Origin of the sequence: Kitasatospora sp. NPDC058218, assembly GCF_042882445.1 — a bacterium.
Lineage (GTDB): Bacteria > Actinomycetota > Actinomycetes > Streptomycetales > Streptomycetaceae > Kitasatospora.
Window position 1 is genome coordinate 71577 of the sequence record NZ_JBHVWC010000032.1, and the last position, 25386, is coordinate 96962.

21 protein-coding genes (1 of these 21 cut by a window edge) are annotated in these 25386 nt (G+C 74.4%); 8 read left to right on the forward strand and 13 right to left on the reverse strand.

The genetic code is table 11. The features are described from left to right. Both ACFVYI_RS21060 and ACFVYI_RS21065 read right to left on the reverse strand, forming a co-directional pair. Positions 1-4826 carry the start of a type I polyketide synthase gene (locus tag ACFVYI_RS21060; protein WP_387887698.1) on the reverse strand. It extends 23674 nt beyond the left edge of the window, so only the first 4826 of its 28500 coding nucleotides appear in the window; its start codon is at positions 4824-4826; its stop codon lies off the left edge, out of view. Between the two features lie 169 nt (positions 4827-4995). Further along, positions 4996-5883, reverse strand: a complete 888-nt coding sequence (locus ACFVYI_RS21065) for a N5-glutamine methyltransferase family protein (protein ID WP_387887700.1) — start codon at positions 5881-5883, stop codon at positions 4996-4998. A 252-nt stretch (positions 5884-6135) separates the two neighbouring features. Between ACFVYI_RS21065 and ACFVYI_RS21070 the strand changes: the two genes are divergently transcribed. After that, positions 6136-6537 carry a hypothetical protein gene (locus tag ACFVYI_RS21070; protein ID WP_387887702.1) on the forward strand — a complete coding sequence of 134 codons (402 nt, stop codon included), beginning with the start codon at positions 6136-6138 and terminating at the stop codon, positions 6535-6537. Positions 6538-6624: 87 nt separating this feature from the next. Here the strand turns inward: ACFVYI_RS21070 and ACFVYI_RS21075 are convergent, their stop codons facing one another. Next, complete coding sequence (locus tag ACFVYI_RS21075; protein ID WP_387887705.1) at positions 6625-7662, reverse strand: GDP-mannose 4,6-dehydratase; 1038 nt, start codon at positions 7660-7662, stop codon at positions 6625-6627. A 159-nt stretch (positions 7663-7821) separates the two neighbouring features. On the opposite strand from ACFVYI_RS21075, the gene ACFVYI_RS21080 reads away from it, so the two are divergent. Beyond that, positions 7822-8595: an aminotransferase class IV gene (locus ACFVYI_RS21080; RefSeq protein ID WP_387887708.1), complete on the forward strand. Its 774-nt coding sequence runs from the start codon at positions 7822-7824 to the stop codon at positions 8593-8595. A 34-nt stretch (positions 8596-8629) separates the two neighbouring features. On the opposite strand, the gene ACFVYI_RS21085 is transcribed toward ACFVYI_RS21080, so the two are convergent. Beyond that, positions 8630-9583: a DUF389 domain-containing protein gene (locus tag ACFVYI_RS21085; protein ID WP_387887711.1), complete on the reverse strand. Its 954-nt coding sequence runs from the start codon at positions 9581-9583 to the stop codon at positions 8630-8632. A gap of 206 nt (positions 9584-9789) precedes the next feature. On the opposite strand from ACFVYI_RS21085, the gene ACFVYI_RS21090 reads away from it, so the two are divergent. The 3 genes from ACFVYI_RS21090 to ACFVYI_RS21100 are packed head-to-tail and all read left to right on the forward strand — an operon-like array spanning position 9790 to position 14216. Continuing rightward, positions 9790-11619: a glycoside hydrolase family 15 protein gene (locus ACFVYI_RS21090; RefSeq protein WP_387887714.1), complete on the forward strand. Its 1830-nt coding sequence runs from the start codon at positions 9790-9792 to the stop codon at positions 11617-11619. Positions 11620-11635: 16 nt separating this feature from the next. Continuing rightward, positions 11636-12580, forward strand: a complete 945-nt coding sequence (locus ACFVYI_RS21095; protein ID WP_387887717.1) for a cyclase family protein — start codon at positions 11636-11638, stop codon at positions 12578-12580. Between the two features lie 55 nt (positions 12581-12635). After that, positions 12636-14216, forward strand: coding sequence for a GMC oxidoreductase (locus ACFVYI_RS21100; RefSeq protein ID WP_387887719.1), 1581 nt, complete (start codon positions 12636-12638; stop codon positions 14214-14216). A gap of 17 nt (positions 14217-14233) precedes the next feature. Here the strand turns inward: ACFVYI_RS21100 and ACFVYI_RS21105 are convergent, their stop codons facing one another. From ACFVYI_RS21105 to ACFVYI_RS21125, 5 genes are all read right to left on the reverse strand, one after another. Beyond that, positions 14234-16006, reverse strand: coding sequence for a cation:proton antiporter (locus tag ACFVYI_RS21105; protein ID WP_387887720.1), 1773 nt, complete (start codon positions 16004-16006; stop codon positions 14234-14236). A gap of 67 nt (positions 16007-16073) precedes the next feature. Continuing rightward, positions 16074-17093, reverse strand: coding sequence for a cytochrome d ubiquinol oxidase subunit II (locus ACFVYI_RS21110; RefSeq protein WP_387887723.1), 1020 nt, complete (start codon positions 17091-17093; stop codon positions 16074-16076). Next, complete coding sequence (locus tag ACFVYI_RS21115; RefSeq protein ID WP_387887726.1) at positions 17090-18547, reverse strand: cytochrome ubiquinol oxidase subunit I; 1458 nt, start codon at positions 18545-18547, stop codon at positions 17090-17092. The genes ACFVYI_RS21110 and ACFVYI_RS21115 overlap by 4 nt, the downstream gene beginning before the upstream one ends. Positions 18548-18667: 120 nt before the next feature. Next, a complete protein-coding gene (locus ACFVYI_RS21120) occupies positions 18668-19504 on the reverse strand; it encodes an SDR family oxidoreductase (RefSeq protein WP_387887728.1) in 837 nt (278 codons plus the stop codon). Positions 19505-19642: 138 nt separating this feature from the next. Beyond that, the gene (locus ACFVYI_RS21125) at positions 19643-20602 is read right to left on the reverse strand and encodes a 2-hydroxyacid dehydrogenase (protein ID WP_387887730.1); all 960 of its coding nucleotides are present in this window, start codon (positions 20600-20602) and stop codon (positions 19643-19645) included. A gap of 177 nt (positions 20603-20779) precedes the next feature. Here ACFVYI_RS21125 and ACFVYI_RS21130 point away from each other — a divergent pair, with 177 nt between their 5' ends. Both ACFVYI_RS21130 and ACFVYI_RS21135 read left to right on the forward strand, forming a co-directional pair. After that, positions 20780-21292 (forward strand): gluconokinase, encoded by a 513-nt coding sequence (locus tag ACFVYI_RS21130; RefSeq protein ID WP_387887765.1) that lies wholly within the window; start codon positions 20780-20782, stop codon positions 21290-21292. Positions 21293-21478: 186 nt separating this feature from the next. Continuing rightward, positions 21479-21652 (forward strand): CsbD family protein, encoded by a 174-nt coding sequence (locus tag ACFVYI_RS21135; RefSeq protein ID WP_387887733.1) that lies wholly within the window; start codon positions 21479-21481, stop codon positions 21650-21652. Between the two features lie 97 nt (positions 21653-21749). Here ACFVYI_RS21135 and ACFVYI_RS21140 read toward each other — a convergent pair whose 3' ends face one another. The 4 genes from ACFVYI_RS21140 to ACFVYI_RS21155 form a co-directional block, all read right to left on the reverse strand. Further along, positions 21750-22112, reverse strand: coding sequence for a hypothetical protein (locus ACFVYI_RS21140; RefSeq protein WP_387887735.1), 363 nt, complete (start codon positions 22110-22112; stop codon positions 21750-21752). 107 nt (positions 22113-22219) lie between these two features. Then, positions 22220-23161, reverse strand: coding sequence for an NAD-dependent epimerase/dehydratase family protein (locus tag ACFVYI_RS21145; RefSeq protein WP_387887738.1), 942 nt, complete (start codon positions 23159-23161; stop codon positions 22220-22222). A gap of 157 nt (positions 23162-23318) precedes the next feature. Further along, a complete protein-coding gene (locus tag ACFVYI_RS21150; RefSeq protein ID WP_387887741.1) occupies positions 23319-23816 on the reverse strand; it encodes a GreA/GreB family elongation factor in 498 nt (165 codons plus the stop codon). Between the two features lie 132 nt (positions 23817-23948). Beyond that, positions 23949-24377: a VOC family protein gene (locus ACFVYI_RS21155; RefSeq protein ID WP_387887744.1), complete on the reverse strand. Its 429-nt coding sequence runs from the start codon at positions 24375-24377 to the stop codon at positions 23949-23951. Between the two features lie 78 nt (positions 24378-24455). On the opposite strand from ACFVYI_RS21155, the gene ACFVYI_RS21160 reads away from it, so the two are divergent. Continuing rightward, on the forward strand, positions 24456-25316 hold the full coding sequence (locus ACFVYI_RS21160; protein WP_387887747.1) for a helix-turn-helix domain-containing protein: 861 nt from the start codon (positions 24456-24458) through the stop codon (positions 25314-25316). The last annotated feature ends 70 nt before the right edge of the window (positions 25317-25386 follow it).

Here is a 25386-nt window from a genome sequence, read left to right on the forward strand (position 1 = left end):
GGGCCCCAGCCCAGCGAGCTGCCGGGCAGCCCCTCGGCGCGGCGCAGCCGGACGAGGGCGTCGGCGAAGGCGTTGGCCGCGGCGTAGTTGCCCTGCCCCGCCGCGCCGACGGTGCCGGAGAGGGAGGAGAAGACGACGAAGGCGGCCAGGTCGAGCCGGCGGGTCGCCCGGTGCAGGTTCCACAGCGCGTCGGCCTTGGGCCGCAGCACCGCGGCGATCCGCTCCGGGGTCAGCGCGTCGATCACGCCGTCGTCCAGCACGCCGGCCGTGTGCACCACCGCGGTGAGCGGGTGCGCGGCCGGTACGCCGGCCAGCAGCCGCCGCAGCGCCGCGCGGTCGGCCAGGTCGCAGGCCGCGGCGGTGACGATCGCGCCCAGGCCGCGCAGTTCCTCGGCCAGGTCGGCGGCCCCCTCGGCGGACTCGCCGCGCCGGCTCGCCAGCAGCAGGTGCCGCACCCCGTGCCCGGTGACCAGGTGCCGGGCCAGCACCCGGCCGAGCCCGCCGGTGCCGCCGGTGACCAGCACGGTGCCCTCGGGGTCCCAGTGGCCGCCGCCGTCCGGCTCGGCGGGGGCGCCGGCCCGGGCCAGCCGGGCGACCAGCACCGCGCCGTCCCGCACGGCCAGCTGCGGCTCCTCGGCGGCGAGCGCCTGCGCGGGGACGACGGCGGTGGCCGGGTCGAGGTCCAGCAGCCCGAACCGGCCGGGGTGTTCGGCCTGCGCGGAGCGCACCAGGCCCCAGACGGCGGCCGCCGCCGGATCGCTCACCTCCTCGTCGGTCACGGCCACCGCGCCCCGGGTCACGAACACCAGGCGCGAGTCGGCGCACGCGTCGTCCCGCAGCCAGGACTGCAGCCGGTCCAGCACCCGCGCCGTCAGGGCGTGGGCGGCTTCGACCGGGCCGTCCCCGGTGGCACCCGCCACCGGGGCCAGGACGACCGCGGGCAGCGGGGCACGGCCGTCGGTCGGTTCGAGGCCGAGCCCGAACGGGTCCTCACCGAGCACCGCGACCGACTCGGGCGCGCCCGCCGAGCCACCGCGCAGCCGGGACCAGCCGAGCTCGAACAGCGCCTCGCGCAGCAGCGGCCCGGTGGCACCCGGCCGACCGTCGGGCAGGGCGCGCACCACCAGCGATCCGATCGTGGCGACCGGCCCGCCCTCGGGGTCGGCCACCGTGATCGACACCGCGTCGTCCGCGGCCCGGCCGAGCCGCACCCGCAGCGCCGAGGCGCCGCCGGCGTGCAGGGTGACGTCCTGCCAGGCGAACGGCACCGCGCCCGGGCCGTGCTCGCCGGGCTCCAGGAAGGCACAGGCGTGCAGTGCGGCGTCGAGCAGCGCGGGGTGCAGGCCGAAGGCCCCGGCCACGGCGGCGGCCCGCTCGGGCAGCGCCACCTCGGCGAACACCTCCTCGCCACGGCGCCAGACGGCGCGCAGGCCCCGGAAGAACGGCCCGTAGCCGAAGCCGCCCTCGGCGAGCCGCTCGTAGAGCCCGTCCAGGGCCACCGGCTCGGCGCCGGCCGGCGGCCAGGCCCCGGCGGCGAACCGCTCGGACGCGGCCCGCTGCGCGCCGGCCGCCAGGATGCCCGCGGCGTGCTGCGTCCACGGCAGGTCCTCGGCCCCGTCCGGGCGGGAGTGGATGCCGAGCGTGCGACGGCCCGACTCGTCGGGGCTGCCGACCCACACCTGCACCTGGACCGCGCCCTGCTCGGGCAGGGTCAGCGGAGCGGTCAGCGTCAGGTCCTCGACCAGCTCGCAGCCGACCTCGTCACCGGCGTGCACGGCCAGCTCCAGGAAGGCGGTGCCGGGCAGCAGCACGGCGCCGCGCACGGCGTGGTCGGCCAGCCAGGGGTGGGTGTGCACGGAGAGCCGCCCGGTCAGCAGCAGGCCCTCCGAGTTCGCCAGCGAGACGGCGGCGGCCAGCAGCGGGTGGTGCGCCGCGCCGAGTCCGGCGGCGCGGACGTCACCGGCGCGGCCGAGCACGCTCCTGGGCCAGAACCGGCGGTGCCGGAACGCGTAGGTCGGCAGGTCCACCGGCCGGGCGCCGGTTCCGGTGAAGTACGGTTGCCAGCGGACCGGGATCCCGCGGACGTGCAGGCCGGCCACCGCCTCGGTGAGCGTCTCCGTCTCCGGGCGGCCCGCCCGCAGCACGGGCAGTGCCACCGGGCCGCCGTCGCCGGTCTCGTCCGGGCAGGCCTGGGCCAGCGCGCTGAGCACACCGTCGGGGCCGAGCTCCAGGAAGGTCCGCGTACCGTGGCCGCGCAGCCAGGAGATCGCGTCGGCGAACCGGACGGTCCGGCGGGCGTGCTCCACCCAGTAGGCGGCGGAGGTCAGTTGCTCGACCGTGGCCGGCACGCCGGTCAGCGTCGAGATCACGGGCAGCGCGGGGGCCTGCGGCGACAGGCCGGCCACCACCTGCCGGAACTCCTCCAGCATCGGGTCCATCAGCGGCGAGTGGAACGCGTGCGAGACCCGCAGTCGCCGCACCTTGCGGCCCAGCGCCGCGAAGTGGTCCGCGACCGAGGCGGCCGCCTCGGCCGTGCCGGCGACGACCACGGCGGCCGGGCCGTTGACCGCGGCGATCGACACCTGCTCGGACCGGCCGTCGACCAGCGGCGCGACCTCCTCCTCGCTCGCCTCCAGCGACACCATCACTCCGCCGGCCGGCAGGGCCTGCATCAGCCGGCCGCGCGCGAGCACCAGGGTCGCGGCGTCGGCGAGCGAGAAGACCCCGGCCACGTGCGCGGCCGCGACCTCGCCGATCGAGTGGCCGAGCAGGAAGTCCGGCCGGACGCCCCAGGACTCGACCAGGCGGAACAGCGCCACCTCGATCGCGAACAGGGCGGGCTGCGCGTAACCGGTCCGTTCGAGCAGCTCGGCCCCGGGCGCGCCCTCGGCGGCGAACAGGACCTCGCGCAGCGGCCGCGCCGGCTCGGCGTCCAGGTGGCCCAGCACCTCGTCCAGCGCCTCGGCGAACACCGGGAAGCGGGCGTACAGCTCCTGGCCCATGCCGAGCCGCTGCGAGCCCTGGCCCGCGAACAGGAAGGCCACCCTGCCCCGGCCCTGGGTGCTGCCCCGCAGCAGCCCGGCCGGCGCGGGATCTCCGGCGGCCAGGCTCCGGAGGGCGGCCAGCGCCTCGGACCGGTCGGCCGTGACCACCGCCGCCCGGTGCTCCAGCCCGGACCGGGTGGTGGCCAGCGAGAAGGCGGTGTCGACGGCACTCGGCGCGGTGTCGATGCCGTTCGGTGCCGCGTCGGGGCCATCCGGGCGCTCGGGGTCATCCGCGCGCGCAGGGTCCTCGAAGTGCTCGGGGTCCTCGGAGCGCTCGGGGTCCAGGAAGGCCACCAGCCGCCCGGCCTGGGCGCGCAGCGCGTCGACACTGCGGCCGGACACCAGCCAGGGCAGCACCCGGGCCTCGACCGGGGGCTCCGACGCGGCGTCGCTCCCCGGCGCCTCACCGCTCTGCGACGCCTCGTCGCCCTCCGGCGCCTGTTCGAGGATCGCATGCGCGTTGGTGCCGCTGAGCCCGAAGGAGGAGACGCCGGCCCGGCGCGGCTCGACCCCCTGCGGCCACGCGGTCCGCTCGGTGAGCAGGCGCACCGCCCCCGCCGCCCAGTCGACGTGCGAGGACGGCGCATCGACGTGCAGCGTCTTCGGCAGGACGCCGTGCCGCATCGCCAGCACCATCTTGATGACCCCGGCGACGCCGGCCGCGGCCTGGGTGTGGCTGATGTTCGACTTGACCGAGCCGAGCAGCAGCGGGCGCCGCGGGTCGCGGCCCTGCCCGTAGGTGGCCAGCAGCGCCTGTGCCTCGACCGGGTCACCGAGCGCCGTCCCGGTGCCGTGCGCCTCGACCACGTCGACCTGGTCCGCCGAGAGCCGGGCGTTGACCAGCGCCTGCTCGATCACCCGCTGCTGCGAGGGACCGTTGGGCGCGGTCAGGCCGTTCGAGGCGCCGTCCTGGTTGACGGCGGTGCCGCGGACGACGGCGAGCACCCGGTGCCCGTTGCGGCGGGCCTCGGAGAGCCGCTCCAGCACCAGGACGCCGACCCCCTCGGCCCAGCCGGTGCCGTTCGCCGCGTCCGCGAAGGAGCGGCAGCGACCGTCGGCGGCCAGGCCGCCCTGGCGGGCGAACTCGACGAAGGTGGTGGGGCTGGACATCACCGTGACGCCGGCGGCCAGTGCCAGCGTGCTCTCCCCCGCGCGCAGCGACTGGGCGGCCAGGTGCAGCGCCACCAGCGAGGAGGAGCAGGCGGTGTCCACGGTGACGGCCGGGCCCACCGCCCCGAAGAAGTAGGAGAGCCGGCCGGAGATGATGCTGGTGGCGTTGCCGGTCAGGACGAAGCCCTGCACGTCGTCGTCCGGGCCCACCCGGTAGTCCTGGGGCATCGCGCCGACGAAGACGCCGGTCCGGGTGCCACGGACGGACGCGGGGTCGATGCCCGCCCGCTCGAAGGCCTCCCAGGAGGATTCGAGCAGGACGCGCTGCTGCGGGTCCATGGACAGCGCCTCGCGCGGCGAGATGCCGAAGAAGTCGGGGTCGAACTGCGCCGCGCCGTGCAGGAACCCGCCGCGGATCCCGGTCGGACCGTCCTCGGCGTCCAGCTCCCAGCCGCGGTCGGCCGGGAAGTCCGAGATGCCGTCCTCGCCGTTGACCAACATGGTCCAGAGGTCCTCCGGGCCGGCGACCCCGCCGGGGAAGCGGCAGCTCATCCCCACGATGGCGATCGGCTCGTTGGCCGCGGCCTCCAGCTCGCTCACCCGCAGCCGTGAGCGCTGGAGGTCCGCGCTCGCCCGCTTGAGGTAGTCCCGGAGCTTCTGTTCCTTGTCCATATCAACTCAACCCATCTGGAAGACCGGCGGACAGCAGGCGATCGGGCGGGGCAGCCGGCGTGGACCGCACGTGCAGCGCTCGCATTCCTGCACACCAGCGATCAGTCTCGGGTCGGCCCGGCCGGGAAACCCCTAGCGTCCCCGGCCGGGCCGTGGGGGCACCGCCGCGTCAGGAGGCGGTCACGGTCCCCGGTCCACCGCGCCGGGCGACGGCGTACAGCGGCCACCCGTACTGGTCCTGATGGCCGGCCACCCCGGTGTACCGCGGGTCGGCGCCGAGCAGCTCGGACACCGCCGACGCGTGCAGGTGGCCGTGTTCGACGACCAGCGTGCCGCCCGGCCGCAACACCCTCGCCGCCACCTCCACCACCTGCCGGATGACGTGCAGACCGTCCGGGCCGCCGAAGACCGCCCGGCGGGGCTGGTACACCCCGAACTCGGCGGGTACCTCGGCGCCGTCCGGCATGAAGGGGGGATTGGTCACCACCAGGTCCACCGTGCCGTCCAGTTCGGCCAGTAGCCCCGGTGCGAACACGTCGGCCCGGTGCAGCTCGATCGGCGTGTCACCGAGCGCGGCCCGCCGCGCACGGTTGCTCCGGGCGAATTCCAGCGCCACCGGATCGCAGTCCACCGCGTGCACCGCGGCGCGCGGCCGGTGGTGCGCCAGTGCGAGCGCGATCGCCCCGGAGCCGGTGCAGAGGTCCACCACGAGCGGTCGGTCGACACCCTCGATCGCGCCCATCCCCTCCGCCAGCATCGACTCGCTCTGCGCCCGTGGCACGAACACGCCCGGCCCGACCGCCACTTCGACGCCGGCGAGCTCGGCCACCCCGGTCAGGTGGCCGAGCGGGACCCCGGCGGCCCGCCGCGCCACCAGCTCCTGGTACCGCGCGGCCTCCCCTTCGCCCGGCGTGCCGTCCAGGTCCGACCGGGCCGGGCCCGCGCCGAAGAGATGGGCGGCCAGCGCCTCGGCGTCCGGCCGCGGGCCGATCACCGTACCGGTGTCCGCCAGGGTCCGCACCGCGTCCTCGATCAGTGTTCCGATGGTCGTTCCCACAGCGCCCTCCGTACGGTCCGGGCCGCCGGCGGCCGCCGGCGGCGTCGCGCGGTTCCCTCGCGCGACGAACAGTCACTATGCGGCGGGCGGAGCTAGGTGAGACCCGAGACTTTTCCGCCGTCGCGGCCGTCGTGACGTCCGGGGAGCCCCCGAAACTAGGGATTTGCCGGGCGCTCCGGCAGGACGATCGCTGCGCGAGCGTCCCGGCCCCGGGCCGACGCCCGGCCGTCGACCAGCCCGAGGATGCCTCCCATGCCCGAACCCGTTCGCCGCGGCGGCCCGCTGGCTCCCGCCTCCACCCTCGACGCGGGCACCGCGGCCGGCACGACCGGGAGCGCCGAGCCGGTCGGCCTTGCCGACCCCGCCCGACTCGCCGACCCCACCGACCCCACCAAGCTCGACGAACTCGCCGAACTCGCCGAACTCGACGGACAGCTCATCGCCCAGCTGCTGCGGCGCGCCCGGTGCGCCCGGGCCCACCAGCTGGGCCGACGCGCCGCAGGCCTCCCGGCCAGCACCCTCAGCCACGAGAACGCGATGCTGCGCCAGTACACGGCCCGCCTCGGCCAGCCGGGCGCCGACATCGCCCTGGCGATCCTCGCCCTGTCCCGCCCGCCGGCGACCCCGGCCCGCGAGTCCGACCGGCGGCAGTGACACGACCGGCCCGCCGGTCGACCGCCTGACCGCCTGACCGACGAGCCCGCGCACCCGGCCCGGCGGGCGACTACCGCCGCCCCGCCCTCACCAGCGGACCTCGGCGAGCGCCGAGCCGTACTCCCGTACCAGCCGCGCCTGTTCGAGATCCGACTCCACCATCATCCGGATCAGTCCGGTGAAGTCCACCTCCGGCTCCCAGCCGAGCGCCCTGCGCGCGTTGCCGGAGTCGGCGCAGAGCGTCTCCACCTCGGCGGGCCGCACCAGCCCCGGATCGATCACCACGTAGTCCTCCCAGTTCAGGCCCACGCACTCGAACGCGGCCCTGGCCACGTCACGCACCGTGTGCATCCGCCCGGTGCCCACCACGTAGTCCCCCGGACGCTCCTGCTGGAGCATCAGGTGCATGGCGCGGACGTAGTCGCCGGCGAAGCCCCAGTCGCGCTCGGCGTCGAGGTTGCCCAGGCTCAGCTTCGTCTGGAGGCCGAGCTTGATCTGCGCGACCGCCAGCGAGATCTTGCGGGTCACGAACTCCGCGCCGCGGCGCGGCGACTCGTGGTTGAAGAGGATCCCGGACACGCCGTACATCCCGTAGGACTCACGGTAGTTGCGGGTGATGTAGTGCCCGTAGGTCTTGACCACGCCGTAGGGGCTGCGCGGGTGGAAGGAGGTCGTCTCGGTCTGCGGCGACTGCGTCACCTTCCCGAACATCTCGGAGGAGGACGCCTGGTAGAAGCGGATCTGCCCGGCGGTCCCGGCCCGCGCCACCGGCTTGTTGAGCCCGCTCACCATCCGGATCGCCTCCAGCACCCGCAGGACGCCGGTGCCGTTGACCTCGGTGACCAGCTCCGGCTGCTGCCAGGACATCGGCACGAAGGAGATCGCCCCGAGGTTGTACACCTCGTCCGGCTGGACGGCGTCCACGGCGGACACCAGGCTGCCCTGGTCCATCAGGTCGCCGTCCACGAACCGCAGATCGGGGATCAGCCTGCTGACCCGGTCCTTGCGCGGGTTCGCCTGTCCCCTGGTCAGCCCCCAGACCTGGTAGCCGAGGGAGATCAGGTGCTCGGCCAGATACGATCCGTCCTGCCCGGTAACACCGGTGATCAGCGCACGCTTGGACACGTCATTCCCCTTTCACCACCATGGATGAGCCCGTCGAGCGGTCGCAGCCCTCAGCGCGGCAGGCCGTTTCTCGGCACAGTCAGCGAAGCAGAAAGAAGCTAAGGAATTTTCGAGACTTCCCCCGCCCCCGGACGCCCGCACGGCTGCCATGCTGGGCCCATGGCGGAACTGAACGGCGTCCCGGTGCACGCGGACGAGCTCCAGACACTGGCCCTCACCAACTTCGGGCACTTCACCACGATGCGGGTCGAGGCCGGCCGGGTCCGCGGGCTCGCACTGCACCTGGCGCGACTGGTCCGCGACTGCCGGGCGGTCTTCGACGCCGACCTCGACCCCGAGCGGGTACGGGCGTACGCGCGGCGGGCCGCGCCCGCCGACGCGGTCACCATGATCCGGGTGACGGTGTTCGACCCGGCGCTGGACATCGGGCACCTCGGGGCCGCCGCCGAACCCCGGGTGCTGGTGACCACCCGCCCCGCCGGCGGCCTCGCCCTCCCCCCGCTACGGGTCCGTTCCGTCCCGTACGTCCGCGACCTGCCCGCGGTCAAGAGCGTCGGCCTCTTCGGCGCGCTGCACCACCGCCGCGAGGCCCAGCGGGCCGGCTTCGACGACGCGCTCTTCGTCGACGGGCGGCAGGCCGTCTCCGAGGGCGGCACCTGGAACATCGGGTTCGTCCGCGGCTCCCGGGTGGTCTGGGCCGACGCCGACCACCTGCCCGGCACGACGATGGAGCTGCTGCGCCGGGCGCGGCCGCACCGTACGGAGCGGGTGCCGCTGGCCGGCCTCGACGGGTTCGACGCGGCCTTCGCCACCAACGCCGCGATCGGCGTCCGGCCGATCGCGGCCGTCGACAAGGTCGCCTTCCCGGACGATCACCCGCTGATCGCCGCCCTGCGGGACGACTACCTCGGCCTGCCGGGCGATCCGCTCTGACCGGGAGCCGACCCGGACCACCCGCCCCGACGCCTCACGCCCCCACCTCGCGGGCCCGGCGGCGGCCGACCCGGCGCCAGATGTCCCGTTGCAGACGGAGCGTGCCGGTGCCCACCGCGATCAGCACCACGATGTTGACCAGCAGTTGGAGGAGCGAGCCCCAGGCCGAACTCCAGCTGGCGAAGGCGGCGGACACCGCGATGTCCGCCGCCGCCGGAATCGTGGTGACCGAGATGAACACGCCCAGCAGGGCACTCGTCCTCGCCTCGGTGAGCGAGACGATGCCGACGACACCGGCCAGCCCCGCCACGGCGAAGGAGAAGAAGTCGGGAGTGTCGATCAGCTGGGAAACCGGCCGCACACCCCGGCGGAACGCCTCCGATTCGAGGCTGAAACCGCGGATCAGCAGGCCGAAGAGAAAGGTGACGGCGATGGCGAGGAGGAAGCCCACCCACAGCGCGGACAGCCCCCGCCGGATCCGCCGGCCGTCACGCTGGTCGATGCCCAGCGCGACACCGACGATCGCCCCGTACTCGGGGCCGACGACCATCGCGGCGACGATCAGGATCTGGGAGTTGGTGACGATCCCGACCGCGCCGATCAGGCCGGCGACGACCAGGTAGAGGTAGAAGCTCGGCGCGTACGTCCCCTCCGCACGGATGCGTGCCTCGACCTCCTCCCACACGGGTGCGTGGGTGAGCGCGCCGAGCCTGCGTTCCCCGGCCTCGGCGCCGCCGCCGACGAAGGCCATGTCCACCGGCTCGATGACGATGGAGCCCCGGCTGTCCAGGTGCACCGCGCGCAGCGCGCGCAGGACGTCGTTCGCCGCGCCGGTCAGCACGTCGCAGACGATCGCGTCGCCGTCCGGGTTGCGCGCCGCACCGGGTTGCACGATCAGGTTGAGGACGGAGGGGTCGCCGGCGAGCAGGGCGACGATCCGGTCGGTGAGATCCGGTGGGCTCACCATCCGGACGTGGATCATGTCCAAGCCTTGCACCTCCACGGGATCCGACGTCCCGATCGGCGCCGACCCTGGCAGGATCCCCTATCCGGACCGCTCCTTCGCGGCAACGCTCCGTACCGGCCGCACGGCTGCCGCGGGCCGTCGCTCCGCCGCCCCCGCCGTCGCGACGGGCACATCCGCCCGCCCTGGCCGATAGTGAGGTGAAGGACCATTCCGACCTGGGGACTCCCATGGATCGCTACCCGCCCATCGCCGAGCACGGCCTGATCGGCGACCTGCAGACCGCCGCACTGGTGACCTCGCGGGGCGTCGTGGACTGGTTCGCCGCACCGCGCTTCGACTCCCCGAGCATCTTCGCCGCCCTGCTCGACCACGACCGCGGCGGCTACTTCCTGCTCGCGCCTAACGACCCCGACGTGGCCTGCAAACAGCTGTACTACCCGGACACGGCGCTCCTGGTCACCCGGTTCATGTCCCCCGACGGGGTGGGCGAGGTGATCGACTGGATGCCGCCGCACACCCGCGGCGCCCCGACCGACCGGCACACCATCGTGCGGACCGTACGCACCGTGCGCGGCACCGTCCGCTACGACATGGAGTGCCGCCCGCGGTTCGACTACGCCCGGGCCGGCCACGACCTCGACCTGCAGCCCGATCTCGCCGTCTTCCGGGCCCCTGGCGTCTGCGCCTACGTCCGGAGCACCTTCCCGGTGGAGCGGGACGGCAACGACCTGCGGGGCTCGGTCACGCTGAAGGTCGGGGAGGCGGCGGCCGTCGTCCTCACCGTCTGCGAGCCCGACGGCCCGCCGCCACCGCCTCCCACCATCGACGGGATCACCCAACTCCTTTGGGAATCCGCCGAGTTCTGGCAAGGCTGGGTGCACGGATCCAACTACCGCGGCCGCTGGCCCGACATGGTCAACCGCTCCGCCATCACCCTCAAGCTGCTGACGTACGCCCCCACCGGCGCGCCGGTGGCCGCGGCCACCATGGGCCTGCCCGAACAGGTCGGCGGCGAGCGCAACTGGGACTACCGCTACACCTGGGTGCGCGACGGCTCGCTCTCGGTACGCGCCCTGCTCGACCTCGGCTTCGTCGAGGAGGCCACGGCCTTCATGCACTGGCTCGGCGACCGCGTGCGCGAGGGGCCCGAGCGGGCCGCGAAGAGCCGCGAACCGCTCCAGATCATGTACCGGGTCGACGGCGAGCCGATCCTGACCGAGGAGATCCTCGGCCACCTGGAGGGGTACCGCGGCTCCGCGCCGGTGCGGTTGGGCAACGCGGCCGCCGACCAGCTCCAGCTCGACATCTACGGCGAGGCGATGTACGCGCTGTCGGAGGGCCGCGAGATGGCGATCCAGGCCGGCTACCGGGGCTGGAAGCTGCTGACGCGGATGCTGGACTGGCTGGCCGACTCGTGGGACCGGCCCGACGAGGGCATCTGGGAGACCCGCGGCGGCCGCCAGGACTTCACCTACAGCCGGGTGATGTGCTGGGCGGCCTTCGACCGGGGCCTGCGCCTGGCCTCCGACTTCCGCCGCCCGGCCGACACCGAACGCTGGACGAGGACCCGCGACACCATCCTGGAACAGGTCATGCAGCACGGCTGGCACGAGGAGGCGCAGGCCTACGTGCAGCACTACGGCGGGGACGCCGTCCTGGACGCCTCGCTGCTGCTGATGCCCCGGGTCGGGTTCGTGGCCCCCCGGGACCCGTCCTGGCTCACCACCCTGGACGCGATGGACCGCACCCTGGTGTCCGACAGCCTGGTCTACCGCTACGACCCGGCCGCTTCCCCCGACGGCCTGCGCGGCTCGGAGGGCACCTTCAGCCTCTGCACCTTCCTCTACGTGGACGCGCTGGCCCGGGCCGGCCGGCTGCGGCCCGCCCGGTACACCTTCGAGAAGATGCACACCTACGCCAACCACGTCGGCCTGTTCGCCGAGGAGGTGGGGCCCAGCGGCGAGCAACTCGGCAACTTCCCGCAGGCGTTCACGCACCTGTCACTCATCATGGCGGCCGGCACCCTGGACCAGGCCCTGGACCGGCAGCGCGGCTGAGGCGGCCCGAGGAGCGATGGCGATGGGTGCGACGGCGCACAGTCCACGGGTACGGCAGAGCCGGGGCGAGTTCCTGGCCCTCTACCGGCGCCTGCGGCAGCGGGCCCCGGGCGGCGCCCGCGGCGCCCCGGAGACGATCACCCCGGACCGGGTCCGCGCGGCGGCGGGCGAGGTCCGCACCGGCCGGACGGTGACGATGGCCGCGCCGGTGGAGACCGCGGCCGGCGCCGACAACCCGCAGCCCGCGGGCCACCGGCTCACCGGCCCGCCCGGCGCCGCCGTCGACCGGCCCGGACTCAGTTTCGCCACCGACCACTTCGGCATGAACGTGCACGGCGACGCCGACAGCCACCTCGACGCGCTCTGCCACGTCGTCTACGACGGCACCCTGTACGGCGGCGTCCCCGCCACGACCCTCACCCCCGAGGGCGCGACCGCGCTGTCGGTGGACCTGGTCCGCGACGGGATCGTCGGCCGGGGGGTGCTGCTCGACATCCCGCGGCTGCGCGGGGTGCCGTGGCTGGAACCCGGCGACCACGTCGACGCCGACGAGCTGGCCGCCGCCGAGCGGCACCAGGGCGTCCGGTTCGGCGCGGGCGACCTGCTCTTCGTCCGGGTCGGCCACCGCCGCCGGCGGACCGAGTCCGGTCCCTGGGACGCCGCCCGGGCCCGGGCCGGACTGCATCCGACCGCGATGGAGCTGCTGGCCGATCGCCGGGTGGCCGCCCTGGGCAGCGACGGCAACAACGACGTCGCCCCCGGCGTGACCGACGGGGTGGACTTCCCGGTGCACGTCCTGGGCGTGCACGCCCTCGGGCTGTACCTCCTGGACTACCTCCAGTTCGAGGACCTGGTGCCGCTCTGCGAGCAGTTGGGCCGGTGGTCGTTCCTCTGCGTGGTCGCGCCGCTGCGGCTTCCGCAGGCCACCGGCTCGCCCGTCAACCCGATCGCGATCCTCTGACCGACCCCGCGGCGGGCGCGCCCGCCGCGCCGACTCACGAGCCGAGGTGGCCTCCATGGCCGAGAACCAGCACTACGACGTCATCGTCATCGGCACCGGGGCGGGCGGCGGCACGCTCGCCCACCGGCTCGCCCCGACCGGCAAGCGCGTCCTGATCCTGGAACGCGGCGACTACCTCCCGCGGGAGCGGGACAACTGGGAGTCCACCGCGGTCTTCGTCAAGGGCAAGTACCGGGCCCCGGAGTTCTGGTACGACAAGAACGGCGAGCAGTTCCCGCCCGAGGTCAACTACTACGTCGGCGGGAACACCAAGTTCTACGGCGCCGCACTGTTCCGCCTGCGCCCCGAGGACTTCGGCGAGTTGCGCCACCACGGCGGCGTCTCCCCCGCCTGGCCGATCCGCTACGAGGACCTGGAGCCCTACTACACCCAGGCCGAGCACCTCTACCTGGTGCACGGCCGGCACGGCGAGGACCCGGGCGAGGGCCCGGTCAGCGCGCAGTACGCCCACCCGCCGGTGCAGCACGCGCCCCGGATCCAGCAACTGAGCGACGACCTGGAGAAGCACGGGCTGCACCCCTTCCACCTGCCGATCGGGGTGAACCTCACCCAGGACGAGCAGGGTCGGGCGACCCACGACAGCGTGTGCATCCGCTGCGACCGGGTCGACGGCTTCCCCTGTCTGGTCCGCGGCAAGGCGGACTCCCAGGTGATCTGCGTCGAACCGGCGCTGGAGCACGAGAACGTCAGCCTGGTCACCGGCGCCAACGTCCGCCGGCTGGAGACGGACGACAGCGGCCGCACGGTGACCGGGGTGGTCGCGGAGCTGGCGGACGGCTCGACCGCGCGGTTCCGCGGCGACATCGTGGTGGTCTCCTGCGGAGCGGTGAACTCCGCCGCGCTGTTGCTGCGTTCGGCGAACGACCGGCACCCGCGCGGCCTGGCGAACAGCTCCGACACGGTCGGCCGGCACTACATGCGGCACAACAACCTGGCGCTGATGGCCGTTTCCAGGGAGCCGAACGACACCCGGTTCCAGAAGACCCTGGCCTTCAACGACTGGTACCTCGGCGCCGACGACTGGGACTTCCCGCTCGGCGGCGTCCAGATGCTCGGCAAGTCGGACGCCGAACAGATCCAGGGCGAGGCACCCCGCTGGGCCGGCCTGGCCTCGCCCGACCTGCCCTTCGAGGTGCTCGCCCACCACGCGGTCGACTTCTGGCTGTGCGGCGAGGACCTCCCGCAGCCGGAGAACCGCGTGACGCTGGACGACCACGGCGACATCCACCTCGCGCTGGACGAGAAGAACAACATCGAAGGGCTGAAGCGGCTGCGGCACAAGTTCCAGGGCATGCTGGGCGGGCTCGGCATGCATCCGCACCACCTCCTCCCGCACAGCCTGTACCTGCACAAGGGCATGCCGATCGGTGCCACCGCGCACCAGGCCGGTACGGTCCGCTTCGGCACCGACCCGGCCGCCTCGGCCCTGGACGTCACCTGCAAGGCCCACGACCTCGACAACCTGTACGTCGTGGACACCGCCTTCTTCCCGAGCATCGGCGCGGTGAACCCGTCCCTCACCGCGATCGCCAACGCGCTGCGCGTCGGCGACCACATCGCCGAGCGAATCCGCTGAGCGGCCCGCGCGGCCGGCTACGGCGCGGGCGCGGGCCCAACCGAGGGTGTCAGCAGGACGGCGATGTCGCCGCCGCCCGGCGTCGGGGCGGCGGTCGCGGTGACGGCGGCGAGCCGCCCGTCCGGCCGCACCAGGAACAGCACGTCGTGCCCGGCCGGGATCGCGCCGTCGACCCGGTGGGTGATGATCCGGGCACCGCCCGCGTACCGGCGGGCCAGCTCGGGCCGGTTGAGCCCGGGCCCGAACAGCGCCTCGCCGTCCGTGTACGGGGCGACCACGCCGTGGCTGCGGGTGGGCGGCTCCAGGCGGTGGACGGGGCCCTCGACCGTCTCCTTGAGGGTCATCGCCGCGAGCGCGTTGAAGTCGTCCTCGTCGGTCAGCAGCAGGACGTCGGTGATGCCCTCCAGCTCCGCCCCGGCGCCGGTGGCGGCGGCGAGCAACGCGCCGGGGGCCAGCGCGAGACCGGCCTCCGTGATGCTCCGGCGCTCCCGGTCGAGGCCGGCCCACATGAGCACGTCCAGGCCCGCCGAGCGCAGGGCGCGGCCCAGTTCCACCACCCAGGGGTCGCCGCCGACCAGCAGCGGCCGCGAGCGCGCCGAACGGCGGACCCCGAGGAACCGGGCGACCGGGAGTGCGGTCAGGCCGTAGACCATGACGGTGGCGACGATCACGACGAAGGTGGCCGGGAGGATGTCCTGGGCGCCGTCGACCCCGGCGTTGACCAGGGCCGCCGAGAAAGTGGAGGCGGTGGCCGCGGCGACGATCCCGCGCGGTGCCATCCAGCCGATGAACCAGCGCTCCGGGTAAGGGATTTCGGTGCGGGCGGTGGAGAGCAGCGCCACCAGGGGCCGGACCAGCAGGACGAGCACGGCGACCAGGCCGAGGGTGGGCAGCACCAGGTGCCGCAGGGAGTGCGGGGTCACGGTGGCCGAGATGGTGACGAACAGCAGGCCGATGGTCAGCGAGACCAGCGTCTCGAAGAAGGGCCGGCGGGCCGAGAGGTTCAGTCCCGGCAGGTTGGCCAGGGCCATGCCCATCACGACGGCGGCGATCAGGCCGGTGTCGTCGCGGAAGGCGTCGCAGGCCGCCGCCACCGAGACCACGGTGGCGAGTTGCACCGTCGTGCCGAGCACCTCGCCGAGGTCGAGGTGGCGCAGCAGCCACCGGAGCAGCGCCGCTCCGACGGCGCCGCCGGCCAGGCCGACCGCCGTGCTGCCGAGGAACCTGCCCAGTTGGGTGGCCAGGCCCTGTTGCTCGCCGGCCAGCACGGCGTGGAAGACCAGGGCCCCGAGGATGCCGCCGAGCGGGTCGATCAGCGTGCCCTCCCAGACCAGGACGCGCTGGAGGCGCTCGCTCGGGCGGACGAAGCCGAGCAGCGGCCCGACCACGGTCGGGCCGCTGACCACGAGGATGGCGCCCAGCATCACGGCCGCGCTCAGCGGGATGCCGATGACGGGGACGGCGAGCAGCGCCGCCGACGCCCAGGTGATCAGCGCCCCGAGCCAGATCAGCCGGACGACGACCCGGCGGGTGTGCCCCTTGAGCCGGCGCAGGTCGAGCCCGAGCCCGGCGTCGTAGAGGATCACCGCCACGGCGAGCGAGACCAGCGGGGAGAACGCCGCGCCGAGCAGCTTCTCGGGGTTGACGTCGTCGGTCAGCGCGCCCGCGGTGAACCCGGCCGGCAGCAGCAGGAGGATCGCCGGTACCCGCAGCAGGCTCGCCAGCAGCTGGGAGCCGACGGCCAGGGCCATGATCAGTCCGAGGCCCACCGTGATCTGCGTCGCCGTCATCGCGCCTGCTCCCCGGGTGCCGTCCGCCCGGTCGGGCCGACCGGGCGGAAGGCACCCGGCGGACGGGTCATCCGGCGACGTCCTCGTCGGTGAGGGGTTCCAGCACGCCGTGCGTGTCGAGGCGGTACAGCACGACCAGCGCCGGGCCGATCAGCACGAGCGACACGCCCGCGACGATCAGCATCCACTGGAGCGGCGCGCTCGCCCCGGCGGCCTGCTGGACGGTCAGCGAGGTGGGCACCAGGTAGGGCCGCTGGGCGAGGCCCCAGGCGCCGACCAGCAGGACCACGGCGGCCACCGAGGTGTACCGGGCCCACCCGGCGGCCGGGCCGGCGACCAGCCAGGCCGAGGCCGCCAGCGCCACCACGGCGACGATGACGAGGGCGAGCCCGGCGCCGTGGGTGAGCCCGTGGTGGACGTAGGAGGCGTGCGGGTCGGTCACGGTCAGGCCGATCACGCCGAGGACGACCAGGCCGGCGGCGGCGATCCGGGCCCGGAGCCGGAAGTAGCCGACCAGGTCGTGGGCGCCGAAGCGGCGGGCGTCCACGGTGAGGAACACCGCGCCGAGGAAGGCGGTGACCGCGACGGCGAGCAGTCCGGCCATGATCGACGTGGTGTTGGCCCACGCGTCGGCCGAGGCGGTGGTGCCCGGCGCGACCCGGCCGGAGGCCACCCCGCCGACGGCGGCGCCCAGGAAGAACGGCGTGAGCAGCGAGGAGACGGCGAAGACGGCGCCGTAGACCCGGCGCTCGGCGAGGCGCCGGGTGGGCTTGCGCAGCGCGAACCCGGCGCCGCGCAGGACCATGCCGACGGCCGCCAGCGCGAGCGGGAGCCACAGGGCGGTGAACACGGTCTGGAAGAACACCGGGAAGCCGGTCCACATCACCACGAACACGAAGATCAGCCAGACGTTGTTGACCTCCCAGACCGGCGCCATGGCGTGGTCGATCAGCCGGCGCGGGCGGGCGCCGCGCTCGGCGCCGCCGGCCAGCAGGTCCCAGAACCCGGCGCCGTAGTCCACGCCCCCGCCGCCCGCGTAGGCGGCGATCGCGATCAGCAGGATCCAGGCGACGACGGTCGCGGTCACAGCTCGCTCCCGGGTGCTCGACGGGTGCCCGGCGCAGCGGCGGCCGACCGCGGGCCGTACGGCGTGCCGGCCTCCGGGTCCTCCTCCGCCGCCGGCCCCGTGCCGGAGTCGGCGAGGCGCCAGCGGGTGCGCATCTTCAGCAGCACGGCGAGGAACGCCCCGAAGACGAGCACGTAGACCGTGACGACGATGCCGAACATGGTCCACAGCGAGGCGGCGCCGGTGGGGGTGACCGCCTCGGAGACCCGCATGTTCTCGTAGACGATCCAGGGCTGCCGGCCCACCTCGGTGGTGATCCAGCCGCACTCCACCGTCACCACGCTGGCGACGCCGGCGAGGGCCGCGCAGCGGAAGAACCAGCGCGACCTCGGCAGGTCACGGCGGCGCCACCAGCACCAGGCGTACCAGAGGGCGAGCAGGATCAGGACGCTGCCGACGGTCGCCATGATGTCGAAGGCCCAGTGCGCGATGGTCGCCTGGAGCGCGGTGGGGCGGTCGTCGGCCGGTACCGAGCTGAGCCCGGTGACCTGGGTGTCGGGGCTCAACCCTGCCAGGATGGAGTCGAGTTGGGGGATCTTGAGACCACCCTTGACGCTGCCGTCCTCCTGGAGGCGGCCGAAGAGGTACTCGGGTACGTGGGTGTCGGTGTCCCAGACCAGCTCGGCGGCGGCGAACTTGATCGGCTGCTTGTGGAAGATCTGCCGCGCGATGTTGTCACCGAGCACGAACTGGACGGGGGTGAGGATCGCCGCGACGGTGAACGGCACCGTGAAGCCGAGGCGGTGGTAGCGGTCGCGGCGGCCGCGCAGCCAGCCGACCGCGTAGACGCCGGCCACCACGTAGCCCGCCGTCAGGAACATCGCGACGGCGAAGTGCCAGTACTGCGGGCCGAACATCGGGGTGAAGATCGCCTGCTGGACGCTGACGTTCACGGGCCTGCCGCTCGCGTCGAGGGTGAACCCCTGCGGGGTGTTCATCCACGAGTTCGCGGCGATGATGCCGAACGCGCCCATCAGCGCCGCCAGCGGCAGCGGCACGCCGAGCCAGAAGTGCGTCCACGGCTTCAGCCGGCGCCAGCCGTACAGGTAGATCGCGATCAGGATCGCCTCCAGGAAGAACGCCCAGGCCTCCACGCCGAACCCGAGTCCGAAGACGTCCCCCCAGCGGCCCATCATGCCGGGCCAGAGCAGCCCGAACTCGAAGGAGAGCACCGTGCCGGTGACGATCCCGACCGCGAACTGGACGGCCATCACCGCGGACCACCGGCGGGCCAGCAGGAGCGCGACCGGGTCGGCGCGGCGCAGGCCCCGGTAGTGCATCAGCAGGGTGATCAGGGGCAGCGCCACGCCCAGCGGCACCAGGGTGATGTGGGAGGCCAGGGTGAACGCCATCAGCTCCCGGGCCGGGAGCAGCTGCGCGGGGGCGTTCGCCAGGAGGTGTGCGGCGGCGGTCATGCGGGCCTCCGTGATGGGTGCGGGGCCCGTGCCGCGCGCGGGGCCGCGCGGCGGCCGTGGCGGGCCACCGGCCGGCGGTCGGCCCCGCGGTTCTCCGCGGTGCGATCGTCCACGGCGCGGTCAGCCTCCGGTGGCGAAGCCGGGGAAGAGGGTCATCCCGCCGTCGACGTACAGGGTGGCGCCGACCACGTAGTCCATCAGGTCGGAGGCCAGGACGGCCACCGCCCTGGCGATGTCCTCCGGATCGCCGACCCGGCGGTACGGGATCAGCTTGAGGAGGTCCGCCTCGGCCTCGGGGGTGTCCCAGGCGGACTTGTTGATGGGCGTGCGGATCGCGCCGGGGGCGACGGCGTTCACCCGGATCCCCTGAGGGGCGAGCTCCTGCGCCAGGGTCTGCATCAGCATCAGGACGCCGCCCTTGGAGGAGGCGTAGTTCACGTGGCCCGCCCAGGGGATGATCTGGTGGACCGAGCTCATGCAGACGATCTTCCCGGCCGAGCGGGACACCTCGGGCACCACGCCGCGGCGGACGAACTCCTTCGCCGCCTCCCGGGCGCACAGGAACTGGCCGGTGAGGTTGACGTCCAGCACCTTCTGCCACTGGGCGAGGGTCATCTCGGTGACAGCGGCGTCCCGTTGCAGCCCGGCGTTGGCCACCATGACGTCGATCGTGCCGAACTCCTCGACCATCCGCGCGACCATGGCGACGACCTGGTCCTCCTGGGAGACGTCCGCCTCGTGGGCGTAGGCCCGCACCCCGAACGACCTGATCTCCTCGACCACCTCCTCGGCGGCCTCGGCGCCGGAGACGTAGTTCACCACCACGTCGGCGCCGGCCCGGCCCAGGCCGATCGCGGTGGCCTTCCCGATCCCGGAGTTCGCACCGGTCACCAGGGCCTTCTGCCCCCGGAGGATCGGCGGCACCGACCGCCGGTCCTCGTCCACAGGCGCTGCCATGACTGTCTCCCGTCGCTCGCCGCACGTCGGCACCGGGGAACCACACTCGTGGGCGCGGGCCGGTGGCCGGGCGGACAACTCGCCCCCGTCGGCCATTCGGGGCGGCGGTATCCCCCGGAGGGCGCAACCGGGCACCGCTCAGGCGGCCCGCGGGGGCACCACGTTGGTCAGCGGCTCGCCGGCCAGGAAGCACCCCAGCTGGCTGCGGATCAGGCGCAGCGCCCGGGGCAGGAAGGCGGTGCTGTTGCCGCCCGCGTGAGGGCTGATCAGGGTGTTGGGGGCATGCCAGAGGGGGTGGTCGGCGGGCAACGGCTCCGGCTCGGTGACGTCGAGTGCCGCGGCCAGCCGGCCGGCCCGCAGTTCGGCGAGCAGGGCGCCGGTGTCCACCACCGCGCCGCGGGCGACGTTCACCAGCAGGGCGCCGTCCTTCATCCGGGCCAGGAAGCCGGCGTCGACCAGCCCCCTCGTCCCGTCGGTGAGCGGCACGGTCAGCACCACCACGTCGGCGCGCGGCAGCAGGTGCGGCAGGTCGGCGAACCCGTGCACCGGCCCGCGGGGAGCCGTCCTGGCCCGGCGGGCGATCCGCAGCACCTCGCACTCGAACGGCACCAGTCGCTCCTCGACGGCCGCCCCGATCGAGCCGTGGCCCACCAGCAGCACCGTGCGGTCGGCGAGCGACGCGGACGCGCCGCCCTCCCAGCGGCCGGCGTCCTGCGCCCGGACGAAGCCCGGCACCCCCCGCAACGAGGCGAGCACCAGGGTGACGGCGAGTTCGGCCGTACTCGCGTCGTGGACGCCCCGCGCGTTGCACAGCACCACGCCGGGCGGCACGGCGGGGACCAGGTCGTCGACGCCCGCCGAGAGGCTCTGCACGACGCGCAGCCTCGGCATCCGGGCCAACAACGGGACGGCGGCCGAGGTGCGGGCGTAGGGGACGACGAAGAACTCCACCGCGTCGAGCACCCGCTGGGCCGGGTCGGCGGAGCGCCCGTCCCACACGGTGACGGCGGCCTGCGGCAGGCCGCCGACCTGCTCGGGCGGGTAGGGCAGCAGGATCCTGGCCCGGGGGCCGCCGGGCGCGGCGCTGGAGGTGCTCATACCGCGATCCCAACAGCGATCACCGGCGACGGCAATCCGCGGGGCTCGCGCGGCCGGGTGGCGCCCGGCGCGGTCCGGAAGCCGCCCGCATGATCTCCTGGAACGGCCGTCCAGCACCCGCGTGACCCGGGAGACCCTGTGGAGAGATCCGAACCGGCACCCACCGTCGTCGTGGTCATGGGCGTGTCCGCCTCGGGCAAGAGCACGCTGGGCCGGCTCCTCGCGCGGGAGCGCGACGTGCCCTTCGCGGAGGGGGACGACTTCCACCCGGCGGCGAACATCGCCAGGATGGCGGCCGGACACGCCCTGACCGACGAGGAGCGGGGGCCGTGGCTGAGCAGCCTGGCCCGCTGGATCCGGCGCACCGCCGGCACCGGGGCGGGCGCCGTCGTGTCCTGCTCGGCCCTCAAACGGGAGTACCGCGACGTCCTGCGCGCCGCCGGGCCGGGCGTCTGGTTCCTGTACCTGGCCCTGGACGAGGAGGTCGCGTACGCCCGGATCGCCCGGCGCTCCGGGCACTTCATGCCGCCCGGGCTCCTGCAGTCGCAGTACGACACCCTGGAGCCGCTCCAGGCCGACGAGCCCGGGCTGACCGTGGACGCGAACACCGACCCCGGGGCGGTCCTGCGCCGGGCGCGGGAGGCCCTGGCCCGCTTCGAGGCCCCGCGGCCGCCGGAGCCGGGGCCCTGACGCCCGGCGCCGGGGGCCGACCGCCGCCCGGGGACCGGCCTCCCCAGGACGGCCACGGTCGCGCTCGCCGCATGAAGCCCCCGAATCGGGGCAGACGCGACACAAGTCCGCTCCGGACGGCTGCGGACGGTTCGAACGTCATGAATTCGAACGTCACGGTTTTGAAGATCATGAAGGAGATCAACCATGAGCGCCGAGGACAAGGCCAAGAACATCGCGGAGAAGGCGAAGGGGAAGGCCAAGGAGGCGGCCGGCAAGGCGGTCGGCAACGAGCGCCTGACCGCCGAGGGCAAGGCCGACCAGGTGAGCGGCGACGCCAAGCAGGCGGGAGAGAAGATCAAGGACGTCTTCAAGCACTGAACCGTCCCGAGGAACGGCGGTGCCCGTCACACGGGCGGGCGCCCCTCCTCCGGACGGCGGTGACCGGCGAGGACACCGCCCTCAGGGCCCGGGGCGGCTACTGCGGCCGAGGGCCGGGGCGGTGCTCGTCGTGGCCGCAGAGCCAGGCGAGCGCCTGGTAGGCGCCGAGGGCGTAGGCGGCGTCGGCATCGTCCCGCAGCGCCGCGCTGACCCGGACGGCCGCCGCCTGGCACTCGGCGAGAAGCTGTGCGCGGCACGGTCCGCCGGCCGCCCCGAGCGGGGCGGCAGCGGTCACCGGGGCTCCGGGCTGGGCGCCGGCGGCCCACCGGTAGGCACCGAGCACGCCGTGCTCGAAACCGGTCCACGGTTGCGGCGACCGGTTGGCCACCTCGATCGCTTCGAACACCTCGTCCAGCCCCCGGACCCCCACGGCCGGAATCGTCGTCTCGTCACTGGTCATGCCCGAAACCTACGTCCACCGGCCCCTGGCCGCCTGCCGAGCGACCCACCCCGTCACGGTGCGTTCGACCCGCCGTCGGGGCTCCGCCCGCCGTGCTGCGGCGGCCGTCAGCCCGTGGCGCCACCCCGCTCGCGCCACCACCGCACCGTCGCCGCGATCTGCTCGTCGACGGGGGTGGCCCGTACCGCGAACTCGGCCTCGTAGGCGCTCGAATCGATCACGAACGGACGGTCGAACTGATAGCGGGTCTCCTTCAGCTCGCGGACCAGCGGGGAGAAGAGCGACACGAGCCCCACCACGGCCGGCGGGAGCGGGCGCACCGCGACCGGCCCCGTTCCCGCCCGGGCGGCGAGGCGGTCGACCATCTCCCGGCTGGACAGCGCGGGCGCCGTCGGTACGTGCCAGGCCCGGCCCCAGGCCCGTTCCTCGCCCGCGACCTCGACCAGCGCCCTGGCCACGTCCGGGAGGTAGCTCCAGCTGTGCGGGACGTCGGGATCCCGCAGCGTGGAGACCGGCTTGCCGCGCAGCACTCGCGGCACGACCCGCCCGGCCAGGTGACCGCCGGCGGTCACACCGGGCCCGAAGAAGTCCGAGGCGCGCACCTCGACCGCCTTGATGCGCCCCTGCTCGTGCAGTCGCCGCGCCTGCTCCCACAGGGCGGCGCGCACCCGGCCCTTGGGGCCGGTGGCCGCGAGCGGCAGCTGCTCGGTCATCGGGCCCTCCACCGGGCCGTAGCCGTAGAGATTGCCGAGCATGACCAGGACGGCTCCGCTCGCCTCGGCCGCCGCGCAGGCCGACGAGGCCAGCGGCGGCCAGTCGCTCACCCAGCGGTGGTAGGGCGGCGCGGCGCAGCTGTGGATCGCGGCCGCACCCTGCGACAGCTCGATCAGCCGCCCGCTGTCGGACGCGTCCGCCGCGACGTGCTCGATGCCCGGCTCCGGGCTCCGGCCCGACCTGGTGACGACCCGCACCGAATGCCCCTGGCCGGCCAGCAGCCTGGCAGTGGCCGCTCCGGCGGGCCCGAATCCCATAACGACATGAAGGCTCACGCACGCACACTAGCGCGATTGCGTGGTGGCCCTCCGTCAGGTGTCCGCGCTCCCATGGTCGGCGAACCCCCGACCCGGCCGGCGGGAGTCGGCGACCGACGGGCCGTGGTCGGGCGGCGGCCCGCAGGGGCTTCGGACGCGGCGCGGCCCGACCCGCTCAGGCGCCACCGGGCGGTGCACCGATGGCCAGGACCACCGCCGTGGTCGGGCCGGCCGGTGTGTCGTAGGTGACCGAATCACCGGTGCGATGACCGAGCAGAGCATGGCCGAGCGGACTGTCGAACGTCGCCAGGGTGTGCTCCAACTCGTTGGCGAGTTCGCCGATCTGGATCGTCTCCTCGGTACCGTCGGCGAACCGCAGGGTCACGTCGCTGCCCACCCCGATGACGTCGGGGGGCGAGGCGGTGGCGGTGGCCGCTTCGCTCAGTCGCGAGGTGACCGCGGCGATCCGGACCTCCAGACGTGCGGCCTCGGTGACGCGTTGCAGCTCGTCGGCCTGGTCGGCCAGGTCGCCGGCGGTATCGGTACCGGTGCCTTTCAAGGTCGCCGTGACCGCGTCGCGTTCGATGCGCAGCTGGGCGAGCTCTTCTTCGAGGGCCTGGCGGGCCTCGGGGCTGATGGGCTCGGGGCTGGTGGGCTCGGGGCTGCCGGTCATTCCTGCTCCCGTGGTGGTGGCGGGACAGAACAAAGCGCCGATTACAGGGCATTTCCGAGCATAGCAACTCCCGTTCGGGGCGGTCGCCCGGCGGGGTCGCGGACCCGGCCCGGGCCCGCCGCGCGGGGCCGGTCAGTCACCGGCCGCGGTCGGGCGGTGGTGGACGTACTCGACCACCGTGCCGTCGGGGTGGCGGACGTTGAAACCGGCACCGGTGGGCACCTCCTGGAGCGGGAAGACGATCTCCGCGCCCTCGGCGAGCAGTCGCTCGTAGTAGGGGCGGACGTCGTCCACCAGCAGCGTGCCGGTGGTGGACCGGAACGGCGCCAACTCCTGCTCGCCGCCGGCGATGAGCAGGAAGGCGCCGACGGTCGCCAGCCGCAGGGTGCCGAAGGTGAACCTGGCGTCGGCCGTCACCGCCTGCAGGCGCTCGTAGAAGGCGACGGCGGTGTCCAGGCCGTCCGGTGCGAGGAAGACCCGGATCAGGACGCGGGGCTCGGCGAGGTGGGAGGAGTCGTTGTTCCGGCGCCACACCCGGGGCGCCTGCTGCTCTGCTGTCATGCCGTCAGCCTCGCGCGCCCCGGCGGGCGGTGGCAGGCCACCGTTCATGGGGGTGAGTCGCACTCATAGGATCAGCGCATGGACGAGTCGCTACGCCGAGAGCTCGGTGCCCATCTGCGCGCCGCGCGGGCGCTGATCGCCCCGCAGGACGTCGGCCTCGGCGCCGGTGGCCGACGCCGCTCCCCCGGGCTGCGCCGCGAGGAGGTCGCCACCCTGGCCGGTGTCAGCGTCGCCTGGTACACCTGGCTGGAGCAGGGCCGGGTGAGCACCTCGCGGCAGGTCATCGACGCCGTCTGCCGGGTGCTGCGGATGGACCCCGTCGCCCACCGGCACGCCCTGGCACTGGCCGGGTTCCTGCCACCGCCCCCGCTCGCCGGGCAGTGGGCACCGGCCGTACCCGGCCCGGGCACGCTGGCGCTCGTCGACAGCTGGCACGGCACCCCGGCACTGGTGCTGGACGAGCGCTTCGACGTCCTCGCCGCCAACGCGGCCCACCGGAGCCTGTGGGGCTCCCTGGACGACACCCCGGCCGAGGAGCGCAACCTGCTGCTGCACCTGGCCGCCGGGGCGGCCGGACACCACCGGATCACGGCCGGTCCCGCCGACGGGAGCGGCCCGGGCGGCCAGGCGCTGCTGCGCGGCCTGTACGAGCAGTTCCGCGCCGCCACCGCCCACGTCCCCGACGACGCAAGGTCCGCGGAGATCGTGCGCCGGCTGCACACCCTGCGGCCGGACGCCGCGCACTGGTGGCACTGCCGCGCGGTCGCGGACTTCCGGCCGACGACGGTCGAGGTGGTGGACGCGCGGGGCGGGGAGGCCGTGCTGCGGCTGACGTTCTCGCTGCTGCGGCCGGCGGCCGAGGCCGGGGTGCTGCTGCTCACCCAGCACCCGGCCGACTCCCCCACCGCGCCCCTGCTCGCCGCGGCCCTGGCGCCCTGACCGGGCGGGTCGGCGGCGCGGGAACGGGGCCGGTCGGACCGGCGCCGCGGTGGCGTCGATCCGACCGGCC